We start from the raw sequence: 16,072 nt of genomic DNA on the forward strand, positions 1-16,072 counted from the left end.
TTTAGTTGACAAAATAATGCCGTTTATTTAAAAGTGTAAAATTTTATATCTTAAAATTTTTTTTTGAAATTCTTAACAAATATATTTACAGTCTTGCAGCATCAAAAAGTTAATAATAACCAAAAAAAAATTAAATTTTAAATTATGAGTTCAGAAAATTCACAAACCAAATGGGGACAGTTTATCCCCTTAGTTACCGTATTCTTCTTTTGGGGATTTGTCGCTGCAAGTAACGACATTCTTATACCTGTTTTCAAAAAAGCTTTTGATTTAACACAGGGAGAAAGTCAATTAGTTGCTTTTGCTTTTTACATCGCATATACTGTTGGTTCTCTTATATATATGGGAGTTTCATTTATCATAAAAGAAGATTTAGTAAACAGAATCGGATATAAAAATGGATTATCACTAGGACTGCTTATCTCTGCACTAGGAACACTTTTATTCTATCCAGCAGCAAATACAGGATCATTTACACTTATGCTGGCCGGCCTTTTTATTGTTGGTCTGGGTTTCTCACTTCAGCAGACAGTTGCAAATCCGCTTGCAATTGCATTAGGACCTATTAAAACGGGTTCGCAGCGTTTAACATTAGCTGGCGGTATAAACAATTTTGGTACTACAATTGGACCGCTGATTGTAAGTTTTGCTATTTTTGGATCAAGTACTAATGCCAATACAGATGCAAGTATTGAAAGCGTTAAAATTCCATATTTAATTTTAGGATTGGCATTTTTAGTTGTGGCAGTTTTATTAAAATTCTCTTCGCTTCCAGAGCGTCCAGAATTAATCGAAGAGGATGACTCACAGGATAAAACAGCAGTAAAAAAATCAGCATTGCAGTATCCTCAATTGGTTATGGGTATGATTGCAATATTTTTATATGTTGGTGTTGAAGTTTCTACAGCAAGTAACTTGCCAGCTTATATGGAAAGTAAATTAGGTTTTTTAACCAAAGACGTTGCTCCATACATCTCTTTATACTGGGCAAGTTTAATGATTGGACGCTGGACTGGAGCAGTTGAAGCATTTACCGAGAATATGAGTCTGCTTAAAATATTACGTTTCCTGGCTCCTTACTTGGCATTTGGAGTTTTCTTAGCAGTAAATGCATTGGCAAATCACGATTTAACTCCTTTTTACGTTTACGGATTAGTAATCTTAGTATTAATAGGGGCTGACATGGCGAGTAAAGGAAATCCAGCCCGAATGCTGTTGATTTTTTCTACATTAGGTATTCTGGCAACAGCAGTCGGAATGGTAACTACTGGAATGATCAGCGTTTACGCTTTTACTAGTGTAGGTTTGTTTTGCAGTACCCTTTGGCCTTGTATTTTTACTTTGGCAGTAAGCGGATTAGGAAAACACACTAGCCAAGGAAGCAGCTTCCTTATCATGATGATTATGGGTGGTGGTTTTGTAAGTGTATTTCAAGGAAAAATTGCCGAAATTATCGGAATACAATCAAGTTATATCGTTGGTATTATCTGCTTCGCTTATCTTGCATTCTATGCCTGGAAAGTAAGTGCTATTTTAAAAGCACACGGCATCGATTTTGATAAAAAAATATCTGGAGGACACTAAAAAAAATCCAGTTTATATATTCTAAAAATCCCATTTTCTTGGCTGAAAATGGGATTTTTATTAATCTTAAATCAAGTCAGTAAAAAAACTGAAACCTTTTTAAAAGTCATAAAAAAAGTCCCATTTCAAAATTGTGAAATGGGACTTTTTTGTAGATAAATGTTATATTGGCTGAATTCCTGCAGCCTGAAAACTGTATCCTGGCTTTATTTATTTCCTTTCTCGAAATCAGCAACAAACTGAGCCAATCCTATATCAGTCAATGGGTGTTTCAACAAACCATAGATTGCAGAAAGCGGTCCTGTCATAACATCAGCACCTAGTTTAGCACAATTTACAATATGCATAGTGTGACGCACAGAAGCAGCTAAAATTTCAGTTTCGTAACCGTAGTTATCATAAATCTCTCTAATTTCACTAATCAGGTTTAAACCATCTGTAGAAATATCGTCCAAACGCCCAACAAAAGGAGAAACATAAGTAGCACCTGCTTTGGCAGCCAATAAAGCCTGACCTGCTGAGAATACTAGTGTTACATTCGTTTTAATTCCTTTATCAGAAAAGTATTTTGCAGCCATTACACCTTCTTTAGTCATAGGAAGCTTAACAACGATTTGATTATGCAGATCAGCAAGTTCTTCACCTTCTTTCACCATTCCTTCAAAATCCAAAGCATTTACCTCGGCACTTACATCACCATCAACCAGATTACAGATATCAACATAATGTTTCAAAATATTGTTTTTTCCTGTAATTCCTTCTTTAGCCATCAAAGACGGATTAGTCGTTACACCATCTAAAACACCAAGAGCTTGTGCTTCCTTAATTTGAGCTAAATTAGCCGTATCAATAAAAAATTTCATAATATATTTATATTTAATTGTGTTCCATTCTTGGGCGTGTTTGCCGAAAAAGCAAAACAGGCTTTCCGCTGTATCTTTTATTTTTTAAAGAAAAAAATAAAAGGATGCCGCTTCAATCCTTCACGCAAAATCAGCTGCAAAATTACAAAATCAATATCAATAACAGCAGTAATTTCAATGGCAATTTCAATTTCAAAAAACAAAATTCAAATTCTAATCACTTTATTATTTTCAAATCTAAATTTTATAATGATTCATGAGCATTTTTTCATATATCTTGTCGGGCAGAATTCTCTTTAATACAATAGAAAACTTCTGCATAAAAGCACCAACTTTATAATGAATTTTTGGGTTTGGATTCTGAATAACCGCATAAACCGCTTCTGCCATTACATTAGGATTGCTTCCGCCGTCTACATGTTCATTCATGGTTTTTAAGTTATTTCCGTATGATGTCTCATAAGCCGAACCTTCTATTACCGGCGCATGAAAACGGCCAGCAGCGATATTAGTAGCAAAATCACCTGGCGCTATATTTGTAATCTGAATTCCGAATGGTTTTACTTCCATGCGCAGAGCCTCAGTTATTAACTCTAAAGCTCCTTTCGAAGCCGAATAAACACTGCGGTACGGCAGCCCCATATATCCCGCGATAGATGTAATATTAATAATCAGTCCAGATTGCTGCAAACGCATTTGTGGCAGCACGACTTTTATTACTTCTATTGGTCCAAAAAAATTGGTTTCAAAGTTATTTTTAATTTCTTCCATTGGAATTTCTTCCAAAGGCCCCGTAATACCAACGCCGGCATTGTTAATCACAACATCCAGTCTTCCTGAAATACCAATTACTCTGCTCACAGCCGACTGAATAGAATCAGTATTTCTAACATCTAAAGCAATTAATGGAAAAACTGAATTCAATACTTTTTCGGGATTTCTACTTGTTCCGTAAACAACGAACCCTTTATGATGCAAAAACTCACCTATAGATTTCCCGATTCCTGATGATCCTCCTGTAATTAATACTACTTTATTCATTTCTTGTTTGTTGTTATTTTTGTTTATTGTTTTTGTTTAACGCGAAACAATAAACAACAAACTTAGTAAAGGGTAAAAATAAAAAAATCCTCCCGAGGGAAGACTATATTCAAAAAATATTGGATTAAAAAAAGAAAAAAATGGCAAGCGATCTACATCGCACCGCTCAACCACGTACCCTTGCTATGTTCCCATCCTGGGGGAGTCTGCAGGAGCTGGTCGTGTAGGACTTGCCGGTGCAAATATACAACCTTTTTATATTTTTGCAAGCACTTTGCTCTAATAAAATAACGTTGTATATTGGTCTCTTTAAAATTAGAAACATGAAAAAACATAACTTATTAATTGCCATTTTATTAGGAGCCACATTAATTGGATGTGGAGATACGAAAAAAGGTGAAAATTCTATATTTACTATTGATGATTCAGCTTTTCCTGCCCATTTTACTACTCCAGAATCAGTTTCTATCGGTATTTTAAATCCAAAATCGAAAGAAATCGATAGTATTGCCTACTTTGTAAACGACAAAAAAGTGGGTAGCACAAAAGGTTCAGAAAAATTTAAATTTGAATTAAAAGACCAAAAATTAGGGTATCAATTCCTGAAGGCAACCGTGTATTTTGGCTCAGATTCATCAGATGCCACTAAAAGAATTGAAATAGTCTCCAATGTTACCCCAAAATTATTAAAATACAAAATCGTAAATACCTTCCCGCATGACACGGCATCGTTCACAGAAGGATTTGAATTTCATAATGACACTTTGTGTGAAAGTACTGGGCTAAAAGGAAAGTCTTATTTTAGAAAATACGATTATAAAACCGGTAAAATTTACAAACAGATTGATTTAGATTCTAAATATTTTGGGGAAGGCATAACTTTTATTAATGGTAAATTATACCAATTAACATGGCAGGAAAAAACTGGTTTTGTATATGATGCCAAAACGTTAAAACTAGAAAAAACATTCACATACGATAAAGATATTGAAGGCTGGGGAATGACTAATGACGGCACCTATATTTACCAGACTGATAAAACAGAAAAAATCTGGAGAATGGATCCGGCTACGCAAAAAATGATTGATTATATAAATGTATATTCTGGAAATTCGAAAGTTAAAGCCATCAATGAGCTGGAATGGATTAATGGAAAAATATTTACTAATGTTTTCGAAAAAGATGCCATTGCAGTTGTAGACCCAAAAACAGGTGCTGTTGAAGGGATTCTGGACATGTCAGGATTGCGAAAATTAGTGAATGTTACTGCTGGAGATTTTTTAAACGGAATTGCTTATAACCCAAAAACCAAAACCATTTTTGTTACTGGAAAAAATTGGGACAAAATGTTTGAAATAACAGTTTCTGAATAACAAAAAAATAACACAAACACGAATTTCACAGATTTCACGAATTATTACGTGATAATTTGTGACTCGACCGAAGGGAATAGGCGGAGCAAATTTGTGTTTTATATAATATCAACAAAAAATGATTACTCTTATTATCAATATAAAAGAACTGCTTCAAATTCGCGAAAATACTATTTTAAAAGTTTCTGGAGCAGACATGGCTGTTTTACCAACAATTAAGAATGCTTTTTTATTGATAAAAGACGATTTGATTGCTGATTTTGGTTCTATGGATGATTTACCAAAAGCATCAGCTGATAACACTATTGATGCAGCTGGAAAAATGATATTGCCCTCATGGTGCGATAGCCACACTCATATTGTATATTCAGGAAATCGCGAACAGGAATTTGTTGACCGGATTAATGGTCTGACTTACGAAGAAATAGCCAATCGTGGTGGTGGAATATTAAATTCGGCAAAAAAGCTGAACGAATCCTCAGAAGAAGACATTTACAACCAATCCAAAGAACGTCTTGAAGAAGTTATACAATTGGGTACAGGAGCGGTCGAAATCAAATCTGGTTACGGACTGACCGTTGAAGGTGAACTCAAAATGCTTCGCGTTATCCAGCAATTAGCTCAAAACTATCCAGTAACCATAAAAGCTACTTTCCTTGGAGCACACGCCTTCCCTGCTCTTTTCAAAGAAAATAAAAAAGAGTATATTGATTTAATCATTAATGAAATGCTGCCAGAAATAGTCAAAAACAAATTAGCAGATTTTATTGATGTTTTTTGCGAAACGGGTTATTTCTCGGTCGAAGAAACGGAACAGATTATGCAAGCGGGAATTCAATTTGGCTTAAAGCCAAAAATCCATGTCAATCAATTCAATTCAATTGGCGGCATTCAAGCTGGGGTGAAACACAATGCCCTTTCTGTAGATCATTTGGAAATTATGAATCCTGAAGATATAGAAGCTTTAAAAAATACCGAAACAATGCCGGTAGCCTTGCCTTCTTGTTCCTATTTTTTAAGTATCCCTTATACTCCAGCGCGTGAAATGATAACTGCTGGTCTTCCTTTGGCACTGGCAACAGATTATAACCCTGGTTCTACTCCATCTGGAAATATGAATTTTGTAGTGGCCACAGCCTGTATTAAAATGAAAATGACTCCTGAAGAAGCCATAAATGCTGCAACTATAAACGGGGCTTATGCAATGGGAATTGCTGAAACACATGGAAGCATTACAAAAGGCAAAAAAGCCAATCTAATTATTACAAAGAAAATCCCTTCCTACTATCAATTACCATATGCCTTTGGAAGTAATTTAATTGATTATATAATTTTAGAAGGCAAAATATACTAACAAAAAAAGAGCGATACTCTTAAAGAATACCGCTCTTTTTATTATTGTTTACTCCATTATTTTAAGGAGAAGCTAGTACTTGAAACTAATTGGTCTTTATCAAATACATTTACTGCATATAAACCTTTAGCAAAATCTTTTCCTGCTAAATCTTGAGAAACCTGAACTGTTTTATTTTCATATTTCACACTTGAAACAAAGCTGTAAGTCAATTCTTTCTCACCAAAAGTCACTCTTTTGGCTTCTCCCAAAACATTATTTTTGCTGTCGATTACCTGCACGTAATAATCTTTATCACCCGATTTTGCAATTGAATTTTCAGCTATAGTAAAACTAATTTTAAGAACATTTGCTCTGCTCGCTTTATCGGTTGCTATCTCTTTTCCAGAGCTTTTTAATTTATAGGCTGCAGTCTGCAAGTTTAAAACAGATAATTTACCACCTTTTTCAACAGTTTTAGATAACTCTTCATTCTGACCAACTAAAACTTCATTGAATTTTTTTGCTTCGCCTAATACAACCACTGTACTGTCACGTTGTGAAGTCAATGTAACATTCTGTTTTTTAAGACCTTCGTTTTCAGCCATCAATTCTTTCATATGGCCTTGGAGAGATTTCACCTGGTTTCTGTATTTAGACATATCGCCATTTGATTTTTTAAGCTCATCCATCAAGTTTACTACTTTGTCTCTTTCCTGCAGCAGCTCTTCAGACATAGATGTGTTTTCAGACAAGGCGGCATCATAAGTCGCTTTAAGATCCTGCAGATCTTTCATTACAGACTCTTTCTCAGAACCTACTTTTACAATCTCAGTATGCACTGTTTCAACCTCTGAAGACATTTTAAAAATATAAACTAAACTACCTACTAATAATATAGCCAAAACAGCTATTACAGCTTTTAGACTTGAATTGTTTTTTTGATTTTCCATGTTGAAATATAATTGTTTTTTACAAATTTAATAATATATATAACGCAACTTAATTCAATTATATTATTTTTGAAAAATATTTTTTTTATGGAAAAACTTATTACATTCAGTATAAATGACCTTGCCAAAATAACAAGCCATAGAAGTGGCGAAATTAAATTTGGAGAGAAAATAATTGTCGTACCAAAAGATGCAGAACCCTTTAATTTCATAAAAAACAGTGAAGCCAGATTCGTTTTATTTGGCATACCTGAAGACATAGGAGTCAGGGCAAATTATGGAAGACCCGGAGCCGCATCTGCATGGCAGAGTGCAATACAAAGTATTGCTAATATCCAGCATAACCGATTCTCAAAAGGCAATCAGATTATTATTCTGGGGCACCTGAATCTGCAGCAGGAAATGAAAGAAGTCGAAAATCTTGACTTTAATGACATTGATGACAGATCTAAATTAAGCCAATTAGTAGAAAAAATTGACAAAGAAGTTTCCCATATTATCTGCAAAATCATTCAATCAGGCAAAATTCCAATAATAATTGGCGGTGGCCATAATAATTCATATGGCAATATAAAAGGAGCCGCTCTGGCTAAAGGAAAAGCAATAAATGCTGTTAATTTTGATGCCCATTCCGATTTTAGAATATTAGAAGGACGGCATAGCGGCAATGGTTTCTCATATGCTTTTGAAGAAGGTTTTTTAAAAAAATATTTCATTTTTGGCTTGCATGAAAACTACACTTCCAAAAATGTTTTAGATATCATAAAGAAAATTGAAGACAGAGTTCGATACAATACCTACGACAGTGTCAATATCCGAAAGGAGAAAATCTTTTCTGAAGAAATGACTGCAGCTTTAGACTTTATTAAGAATGACCCATTTGGCATTGAAATCGATCTGGACGCTATACCAAATATAGCAAGCAGCGCAATGACTTTGAGCGGTTTTTCAATTGAAGAGCTTCGTCAATTTGTTTCTTTTTTCGCAAAAAATAAAAATGCTGCTTATTTGCATATCTGCGAAGGTGCACCAGATTTAGGAGAAGATAAAAACAACCATTTAATTGGCAAGCTTATTGGCTATTTGGTAACCGACTTTATGAAATCAAATAATTCGGTTGAAGCATAAATTACAGAAAATTACATCTTAAAAGCAAAAAAATTTTCATCCAAAATAATAACACTATCTTTGCGACCTTATCTATGTACTAAATACAGGATATTTAATATCAAAAATATGTTATTCGAAGATTTATCACTTTCAAAAAGTATACAAAAAGCCGTATTTGAAGAAGGCTATACACAAGCAACACCTATTCAGGAGCAATCCATACCAGTAGTTTTGGCTGGAAGAGATCTGATAGGCTGTGCTCAAACCGGAACAGGAAAAACAGCAGCATTTGCCATTCCAATTATACATCAGCTGCATCGTATAGTAGGCTCATCCAAAAAAGCAAAAGTAATCCGGGCACTTGTAGTCACTCCTACAAGAGAATTAGCTGTTCAAATTGGGCAGAGTTTTGACACTTATGGAAAATACACTAATCTGACGCAATTAACGCTTTTTGGCGGTGTATCTCAAAATCCTCAGGTAGACGCCTTAAAAAACGGAGTAGACATTGTTATAGCAACCCCAGGACGTTTATTAGACCTGCACAAGCAAGGTTTTATAGATTTGAATCATTTGCATACACTCGTGTTAGATGAAGCAGATCAGATGCTGGATATGGGTTTTGTAAATGATGTAAAAAAAATTGTAAAGCTCACGCCAAAAAACAGACAGACTCTTTTCTTTTCGGCAACCATGCCAATAGCTATAAGAGAATTGGCCGAAATGTTTCTGACAGATCCTGAAACCGTAACAGTATCACCAGTTTCGTCTACCGCAGAAAATGTGGAACAGCGTATTTATTTTGTTGAAAAAACAGAAAAAAGAAACCTCCTTTACCATCTGATAAAAAATGAAAATTTATCTAATGTACTTGTTTTTTCCAGAACAAAACATGGCGCAGACAATGTGGTAAAAGCATTAAGAAAGAAAGATATTCCTGCCGAGGCTATTCATGGTGATAAATCACAAAACGCAAGACAACGTGTTTTAGATGCATTTAAAAACAAAGAAGTTGGAGTGCTGGTAGCAACAGATATTGCTGCCCGAGGTATTGATATTGATCAGCTGCCTTTTGTCATTAATTTTGACTTGCCCAATATACCCGAAACGTATGTTCATCGTATAGGAAGGACTGGCCGTGCTGGAAATGGCGGAATAGCAATTTCTTTTTGCAGCAAAGACGAAAAAGATTATTGGAAAGACATCCAAAAGCTTATAAAAGTAAATGTTAACACCATAGATAATCACCCATACCCTTGGCATTCTGGAAATCCTGCTTCAGATAACAATCCTCCTAAAAATTCAAACAGAAGCGGAGGCGCTCACAAATCCAGAAAATCGAATGCGTCAAAGCAAAATAAAAAGCGATGGTACTAGATAGTTAAAACCTTGTGATAATAATTTAAAAAGCATCTTTAAAAAAATTAAAGATGCTTTTTTTATAGTCAATACATTAATTATCAGACAAGGCTTTTGGATTTCATAATAAGGCTGTTCAATACTTTAAATAATTGAACAGATTCAAATGGCTTCACAATAATATCATTGATTCCTGCCATTATCGCCTCATCTGTTATTTCGTTTTTATCAAAAGCTGTCAATGCAACAATAGGAGTCTGAATATCCATTAATCTGATTCTTTTCGAAGTTTCAAATCCGTTCATCAAAGGCATATTGATATCCATCAAGATAATATCAAACTCTTCTTTTTCCAGAATTTCTAAAGCTTTAAAACCATCATCAACTACTTTGCAGGAATAGTTGTTTCTTTCGATAGTTTTCCTCGTTATCATCTGATTGATGTGATTATCCTCGACAACAAGCACTTTAAACATTTGATTAGAGGTCAAATCGACCTGTATGTTACTTATAATTTCATTATTTTTCATAGAATTATATTCAAAATCAATACAAAATGTAAACACTGTACCCATTCCTAATTCGCTTTCAACAGTAATATCACTGCCAAAAAGCTCTAACAATCTTTTCACTATAGAGAGTCCCAGCCCAGTACCCTGATAATCCAGTTCTTTGCGGCCTACTTGGACAAATTTATCAAAAATTTTATTCTGATCTAAAGAAGCAATACCTATTCCGTCATCTTTTATCTTAATCTCTATAGAATGAATAGCATCTTGAACTCTAAGTTGTTTAGCTATTATTTCAATCTTGCCATTTTTTGTAAATTTTAAAGCATTGCTGACCAGATTCATCAAAATTTGGGCAAATCGAAGTTTATCACCAATTAAACTCTCGGGAATCAAAGGGTCTATATCAATAAATATATTATTATTGTTTTTTTTTGCAATGAAGGATAGTGAATTTTTTATCATATGACATTCATCACTTAAGTTAAAAATCATTTTATCCAAAACAATTTTATTTTCCTCGATTTTATTAATCTGCAGAATATCATTTACTAATGATAATAAATAACGTGCCGAAAATTTCAAAGAGTTTAAGTGCGGGCTTTTAGCCAGTTCTTTGTGTTCTTCCAGCAATAAATCAGCAATACCTACTACTCCATACAAGGGAGTCCGCAGCTCATGGCTTATTGTAGAGACAAATTGTGTTTTTAACAAGGCAGATTCTTCAGCTTTTTTATTAGCAATAATCAGCTCTTCATTAGCAAGCAATAAATCTGCATTGGACTGCAATCTGAATTTATTATTCTTAATTAAGGAATTTAAAAAAAGCAGTAAGACAAATATGGCTATTATGAAAAGTAAAACAATAATTCTTGATTTTTTTAAGCTCTGAAACTGAAGATCTTTTTCATTTTCTATCTTATCAATAGTCCTCTTATACTCATCCAGCTGAAAATTAATTCCTTCAACATTCGCTTTTTCTAACTTTTCTTCAGCATAAATATCTTCATTGAGGCGCGTATATGCATCTAAATGCTCATAAGCCTTTTTATAATCTTTTAATTTTAACAAAAGCTTGGAGTATTCTAAATGTGCATATGATAAATCTGATTTTTCATTTAACTTTTCACCTAGCCGAATTGCTTCATTAAAGTACAAGCCTGCTTTTAAATCATCATTTTTAAAATTATAATACATGCCGTTAAGCATTTTCAGCACTACAACAGTAAGATCACTTCTATGTCTGTCATAATATGCATTAATATGCTTTAAGCCCTCCTCCCCCTCTTTAAAATTCCCAATATCAAAAAGTGCCCAGGTGAGATTGAGTGTTGTAAAAGCCAATTGAGAAGAATCGGAAATTTTTTTACCGTATTCAATAGCTTTTTTATAGTGGAGAATCCCAATGTCGTATTTCTTTTTTTCAAAACAATACATATTTCCAAGGTTATTATTAACCCTTTGCTTAATTGTATCGTCTTGAGTCAGATTGGCATAATTCAAAGCTTTTTTGTAGTAAAAAATGGCTTTGTCAAATTCTGCAAGAGCATTAAAATTTGCCGCTACATTATTATAATTTTTAGCAATAAGGACATTGTCTTTACATAATATTGCCTTGCGCAAAGCTATCCTTGAAATCAATAGTGATTTTTCAAAATCTCCAGCTTCTCTATGCTTAATTGCAGATGAAATTAATTTGGAAATTTCTTTTTTAGGAGATATCGTTTGCCCAATTGCAATCCCAAAAATATTAAACCACAAAGCAATTATTAAAACTATCCTTATTAGGGGCATAATAGAAGTTTTTTTTCAAATATACATTAAAATATAAAATTTATTAGCCTTAAGTTGAGAATATTTTAGAATAATCATTAGTTTATAAATTAAAAAACAGCACATTATGAAATGGGCTGCTTTTTATAATTTTTGTATTTAGATTTTAAATCAAAATAGGCTGGAAATATTCATCCGTTTATTCATCTTCCCATTTTCCTATTACAGATGTTGCCAATGCATTTCCCAAAACGTTCGTAGCGCTTCTGAACATATCGCAAAAATGATCAATAGGCAATATTAACGCAATTCCTTCAATAGGGATTTTAAACATGCCACATGTTGCTGCCACAACCACTAAACTTGCCCGCGGAACACCAGCAATCCCTTTGCTTGTTAACATCAAAACAAAAAGCATCGTAAATTGTGTAGGATAGTCTAGATGAATTCCATAGGCTTGAGCAATAAAAATACCTGCAAAAGTCATGTACATCATGCTTCCATCAAGGTTAAATGAATAACCTAAGGGCAGCATAAAAGAAACGATCTTGTCTTTTACTCCAAATCGTTCTAATTCCTCTGTTAGCTTAGGAAAAACTGCTTCAGAGCTTGTAGTTCCAAAAGCAATAATCAGCGGTCCTATTATATGTTTCAATAAGATTTTCATTCTGCTTCCCAGAAAAATAAATCCGATAACAATGAGTACAATCCATAATGTACTTATTCCAATTAGAAAAGAACCGAAAAATTTAAAGTAAGTTATTGCTAATTCCTGGAAATCCCTGACAGCAAAAACTCCTGCAATTGCTCCAAAAACTCCTATAGGCGCAAATTTCATTACGTAATTTACCATTTTCAATACGATATGGGATGATCTATCTAAAAAATCGATTACAGGTTTCGACTGCTCTCCCATTGAAGCTGCCGCTAATCCAAAAAAGATAGAAAAAATTACAATCTGTAAAATTTCATTGGTCGCTAAGGCTTCAAAAAGACTTTTTGGCACAATATGTTCTATGAAATTTTCAAAAGATAAGCTTTGTGTTTTTGCCGTTACATCCGAAACGCTTGCCAAATCAACATTGGATAAATTTAAACCAACACCCGGCTGGAGTAAATTAACATAGAGCATTCCTATTAACAATGAAAAAAATGATGCCGTAAAAAACCATCCCAAAGCTTTTCCTCCAATCCGTCCAACTGCTTTTATATCTCCCAATTTTGCAATTCCAACAACCAGAGTGGTAAAAACTAACGGAGCAATAATCATTTGTACTAACCTGATGAAAATTGTAGCCAGCATTTTTATTTTGGTGCTAAATTCCTGTGCGGTTTCTGCCGTGGCTGAGTTGTGAATTATAATCCCCAGCACAGCTCCAATGAGCATTGCGATAAGTATTTGACCAGTTAATCCTTTAAAAAATGATGTTTTTTTTGTTTCAGGCGTATTCATTTAATTAAATTCAGGGTTGATTTTCAATATTTAGCTCGTCAAAATACTGAATATTTTTTTTCTTCTTTATAAATAAAACTCTATATAATTCTTGAATTACAAGTACGTTTTATTTAAAAGAAAAAAATCTGCTATAACCATTGCTGCCATAGCTTCTACAATTGGTACTGCACGGGGAACAACACAAGGATCGTGACGCCCTTTACCGGTCATCTCCGTAATATTTCCTTTGTTATCTAATGAATCCTGTTTTTGCATTATCGTTGCTACGGGCTTGAAAGCTACTTTAAAATAAATATCCATACCATTGCTTATCCCGCCTTGGATGCCGCCAGAACGATTGGTTTTAGTAGTTCCGTCTGGATTGTATAAATCGTTATGCTCGCTCCCTTTCATTTTAACACCTTCAAAACCGCTTCCAAATTCAAAACCTTTCACGGCATTTATAGAAAGCATTGCTTTGCCTAATTCGGCATGCAGTTTATCAAATACTGGCTCGCCAAGACCGATAGGCACATTTTGAATCACGCAGGTAACAGTTCCTCCAACAGTATCTCCTTCTTTACGGATCTGGCGGATATATTCTTCCATAGCAGCAGCCGATTCTTCGTCTGGACAGCGAACCGGATTATTTTCAATTTTAGAAAAATCCAATTCGTGATATTCTTTATTTAAAAAAATTGGTCCTACAGAAGAAACATAAGCATTGAACTTAATATCAGGCAGCATCTGCTTTGCAATAGCACCAGCTACCACTCTGCTTGCCGTTTCGCGGGCAGAACTTCTTCCACCGCCTCTGTAATCACGGAAACCGTATTTTTTATCATACACATAATCAGCATGACTTGGCCTGTAATTATCTTTAATATGCGAATAATCGTCTGATTTCTGATTGGTATTTGGGATTATAAAACCAATTGGTGTTCCAGTAGTTTTACCCTCAAAAATTCCAGATAAAAACTGTACATCATCTGGTTCTTTACGCTGTGTAACTATTGCCGATTGACCAGGTTTTCTTCTGGACATTTCGAACTGAATTGCATCCAGATCCAGCTGGATTCCAGATGGACAGCCATCAATAATGCCTCCTAATGCTTCTCCATGTGATTCGCCAAAAGTGGTTACTCTATATAGTGTTCCGTAGCTATTTCCTGCCATTGTATAAAATTTTAGGCAAATGTAAGTTTTATGAATTAAACTAAAAATTATAAATTAGTAATATTTTGCACAAAGCACATATAAAATCTTTACAAAATCACTAATTTTTAAAGCAGGCGACAATTATGTCTTAAATTAACAAATAATGCTTTATACATCAATTCTCCCACAGATAAATACAATAAGACGCAGAATTATACAAAAAAACCACCCCGGTTTTTAAAATCAGGGCGGATTCTTTTATAACGAAACCTTAATCAATTATTTATACTTATTAATCGCCTTTTGATATAGAGCTTCATAAATAGGCAGAATATTCTTGATATCGAATTGTTCAGCAACATGCAATGCATTCTTTTTGAATTCCTTTAGAACACTTTCTTCTTTTAAAATTTTTAAAGCATTTTGAGCCATCTCATTTACATTTCCAACATTGCTTAAATAACCAGAAACACCATCACTATTAACTTCTGGCAATCCCCCAGAATTACTTGATATTACTGGTACACCGCAAGCCATAGCCTCAAGAGCAGCCAAGCCAAAGCTTTCGGTCTCAGAAGGCAGAAGAAATAAGTCAGTCAGATATAAAATCCGGTCAATTTCATTACTGTTTCCAAAGAATATTACCCTGTCCTGAATACCATATTTCCTGCACATTCTTTCAGCTTTCTCTTTTTCGGGACCATCACCTACCATCATTAATTTGGCTGGGATTTCTTTTTGAATTTTATAAAATATTTTAATAATATCCGGAATTCTCTTTACTTTTCTAAAATTACTGATATGTGTAATTATTCTTTCATCAGCATTGGCCATTACTGAACGGCTGCAAGGAATTGCAGGATCATACTCACTCTTATTTAATTCAATAAAATTAGGTATTACCTGAATCTCATTTTTTATATTAAATAATTTTAATGTATCATCTTTCAGGCTTTGAGAAACCGAGGTCACATAATCAGATTTGTTGATACTGAAAGTAACTGCTGGTTTATAGAATGGATGATTCCCAACCAAAGTAATATCGGTTCCGTGCAATGTTGTAACCATAGGAATATCAATCCCTTCGTCTTTCAGCATCTGTTTTGCCATGTAACCTGCATATGCATGCGGGATAGCATAATGTACATGCAAAAGCTCAATTTTATACAATTTAACCATATCAACCAATTTGCTGGACAAAGCCAGCTCATACGGCTGAAAATGAAAAAGAGGATATTCTGGAACGATTACTTCGTGATAATGCACATTAGGATTCAATAATGCCAAACGCACAGGCTGGCTGTACGTTATAAAATGTATTTCGTGTCCTCTTCTAGCCAGTTCCAAACCTAATTCTGTTGCAACTACTCCACTTCCGCCAAAAGTAGGATAACAAACAATTGCTATTTTCATATATTTTTTATGGATGTTTTTATTAATCATATTTCTTTGTGCACTCTATTTGATTCTGCTTTAAATCGATTTTATGCCAATTTGAAATATAATTTTAAAGTGTAACGAAAGTAAGGAGATTAGGAGCGTTTATTATGAAAAAAAAGTTAAATTTTAACATTTTTAAGA

12 protein-coding genes and 1 other RNA gene are annotated in these 16,072 nt (G+C 34.0%); 5 read left to right on the plus strand and 8 right to left on the minus strand.

Features of this window, described 5'->3' with window-relative positions:
* The first annotated feature begins 144 nt into the window (after nucleotides 1-144).
* Nucleotides 145-1,584, plus strand: coding sequence for an MFS transporter (locus ABEG11_RS00455; RefSeq protein ID WP_348822229.1), 1,440 nt, complete (start codon nucleotides 145-147; stop codon nucleotides 1,582-1,584).
* Nucleotides 1,585-1,790: 206 nt separating this feature from the next.
* On the opposite strand, the gene fsa is transcribed toward ABEG11_RS00455, so the two are convergent.
* From fsa to ffs, 3 genes are all read right to left on the minus strand, one after another.
* Nucleotides 1,791-2,447, minus strand: coding sequence for a fructose-6-phosphate aldolase (fsa, locus tag ABEG11_RS00460; protein ID WP_348822230.1), 657 nt, complete (start codon nucleotides 2,445-2,447; stop codon nucleotides 1,791-1,793).
* 237 nt (nucleotides 2,448-2,684) lie between these two features.
* Nucleotides 2,685-3,488: an SDR family oxidoreductase gene (locus tag ABEG11_RS00465; protein ID WP_348822231.1), complete on the minus strand. Its 804-nt coding sequence runs from the start codon at nucleotides 3,486-3,488 to the stop codon at nucleotides 2,685-2,687.
* Between the two features lie 138 nt (nucleotides 3,489-3,626).
* Nucleotides 3,627-3,724: signal recognition particle sRNA small type (gene ffs / locus ABEG11_RS00470), an RNA gene on the minus strand.
* A gap of 87 nt (nucleotides 3,725-3,811) precedes the next feature.
* Here ffs and ABEG11_RS00475 point away from each other — a divergent pair.
* Both ABEG11_RS00475 and hutI read left to right on the plus strand, forming a co-directional pair.
* Complete coding sequence (locus tag ABEG11_RS00475) at nucleotides 3,812-4,861, plus strand: glutaminyl-peptide cyclotransferase (RefSeq protein ID WP_348822232.1); 1,050 nt, start codon at nucleotides 3,812-3,814, stop codon at nucleotides 4,859-4,861.
* Between the two features lie 118 nt (nucleotides 4,862-4,979).
* Nucleotides 4,980-6,215, plus strand: a complete 1,236-nt coding sequence (gene hutI, locus ABEG11_RS00480; RefSeq protein WP_348822233.1) for an imidazolonepropionase — start codon at nucleotides 4,980-4,982, stop codon at nucleotides 6,213-6,215.
* Nucleotides 6,216-6,271: 56 nt separating this feature from the next.
* Here hutI and ABEG11_RS00485 read toward each other — a convergent pair whose 3' ends face one another.
* Nucleotides 6,272-7,147 (minus strand): DUF8428 domain-containing protein, encoded by an 876-nt coding sequence (locus tag ABEG11_RS00485; protein WP_348822234.1) that lies wholly within the window; start codon nucleotides 7,145-7,147, stop codon nucleotides 6,272-6,274.
* Nucleotides 7,148-7,234: 87 nt separating this feature from the next.
* Between ABEG11_RS00485 and ABEG11_RS00490 the strand changes: the two genes are divergently transcribed.
* Together ABEG11_RS00490 and ABEG11_RS00495 are read left to right on the plus strand one after the other, a co-directional pair.
* Nucleotides 7,235-8,275, plus strand: coding sequence for a formimidoylglutamase (locus ABEG11_RS00490; RefSeq protein ID WP_348822235.1), 1,041 nt, complete (start codon nucleotides 7,235-7,237; stop codon nucleotides 8,273-8,275).
* A gap of 108 nt (nucleotides 8,276-8,383) precedes the next feature.
* Nucleotides 8,384-9,634 carry a DEAD/DEAH box helicase gene (locus ABEG11_RS00495; protein ID WP_348822236.1) on the plus strand — a complete coding sequence of 417 codons (1,251 nt, stop codon included), beginning with the start codon at nucleotides 8,384-8,386 and terminating at the stop codon, nucleotides 9,632-9,634.
* Between the two features lie 83 nt (nucleotides 9,635-9,717).
* Here ABEG11_RS00495 and ABEG11_RS00500 read toward each other — a convergent pair whose 3' ends face one another.
* From ABEG11_RS00500 to bshA, 4 genes are all read right to left on the minus strand, one after another.
* On the minus strand, nucleotides 9,718-11,919 hold the full coding sequence (locus ABEG11_RS00500; RefSeq protein WP_348822237.1) for an ATP-binding response regulator: 2,202 nt from the start codon (nucleotides 11,917-11,919) through the stop codon (nucleotides 9,718-9,720).
* A 178-nt stretch (nucleotides 11,920-12,097) separates the two neighbouring features.
* Nucleotides 12,098-13,351, minus strand: coding sequence for a dicarboxylate/amino acid:cation symporter (locus ABEG11_RS00505; RefSeq protein ID WP_348822238.1), 1,254 nt, complete (start codon nucleotides 13,349-13,351; stop codon nucleotides 12,098-12,100).
* Nucleotides 13,352-13,447: 96 nt separating this feature from the next.
* The gene (gene aroC, locus ABEG11_RS00510; protein ID WP_348822239.1) at nucleotides 13,448-14,509 is read right to left on the minus strand and encodes a chorismate synthase; all 1,062 of its coding nucleotides are present in this window, start codon (nucleotides 14,507-14,509) and stop codon (nucleotides 13,448-13,450) included.
* Nucleotides 14,510-14,770: 261 nt separating this feature from the next.
* Nucleotides 14,771-15,904, minus strand: coding sequence for an N-acetyl-alpha-D-glucosaminyl L-malate synthase BshA (bshA, locus tag ABEG11_RS00515; protein ID WP_348822240.1), 1,134 nt, complete (start codon nucleotides 15,902-15,904; stop codon nucleotides 14,771-14,773).
* Nucleotides 15,905-16,072 lie beyond the last annotated feature (168 nt).

It is taken from the genome of Flavobacterium aestuarii (assembly GCF_040049115.1).
GTDB classification, from domain to species: Bacteria; Bacteroidota; Bacteroidia; order Flavobacteriales; family Flavobacteriaceae; genus Flavobacterium; species Flavobacterium aestuarii.

Bases quoted from the DNA above. Each gene is read 5' to 3' on its own strand.
- ABEG11_RS00500 (WP_348822237.1), bottom strand. From the start codon at position 11,919: ATGCCCCTAATAAGGATAGTTTTAATAATTGCTTTGTGGTTTAATATT.
- ABEG11_RS00455 (WP_348822229.1), top strand. From the start codon at position 145: ATGAGTTCAGAAAATTCACAAACCAAATGGGGACAGTTTATCCCCTTA.
- fsa (WP_348822230.1), bottom strand. From the start codon at position 2,447: ATGAAATTTTTTATTGATACGGCTAATTTAGCTCAAATTAAGGAAGCA.
- ABEG11_RS00495 (WP_348822236.1), top strand. From the start codon at position 8,384: ATGTTATTCGAAGATTTATCACTTTCAAAAAGTATACAAAAAGCCGTA.
- aroC (WP_348822239.1), bottom strand. From the start codon at position 14,509: ATGGCAGGAAATAGCTACGGAACACTATATAGAGTAACCACTTTTGGC.
- ABEG11_RS00505 (WP_348822238.1), bottom strand. From the start codon at position 13,351: ATGAATACGCCTGAAACAAAAAAAACATCATTTTTTAAAGGATTAACT.
- bshA (WP_348822240.1), bottom strand. From the start codon at position 15,904: ATGAAAATAGCAATTGTTTGTTATCCTACTTTTGGCGGAAGTGGAGTA.
- ABEG11_RS00465 (WP_348822231.1), bottom strand. From the start codon at position 3,488: ATGAATAAAGTAGTATTAATTACAGGAGGATCATCAGGAATCGGGAAA.
- ABEG11_RS00490 (WP_348822235.1), top strand. From the start codon at position 7,235: ATGGAAAAACTTATTACATTCAGTATAAATGACCTTGCCAAAATAACA.
- ABEG11_RS00485 (WP_348822234.1), bottom strand. From the start codon at position 7,147: ATGGAAAATCAAAAAAACAATTCAAGTCTAAAAGCTGTAATAGCTGTT.
- hutI (WP_348822233.1), top strand. From the start codon at position 4,980: ATGATTACTCTTATTATCAATATAAAAGAACTGCTTCAAATTCGCGAA.
- ABEG11_RS00475 (WP_348822232.1), top strand. From the start codon at position 3,812: ATGAAAAAACATAACTTATTAATTGCCATTTTATTAGGAGCCACATTA.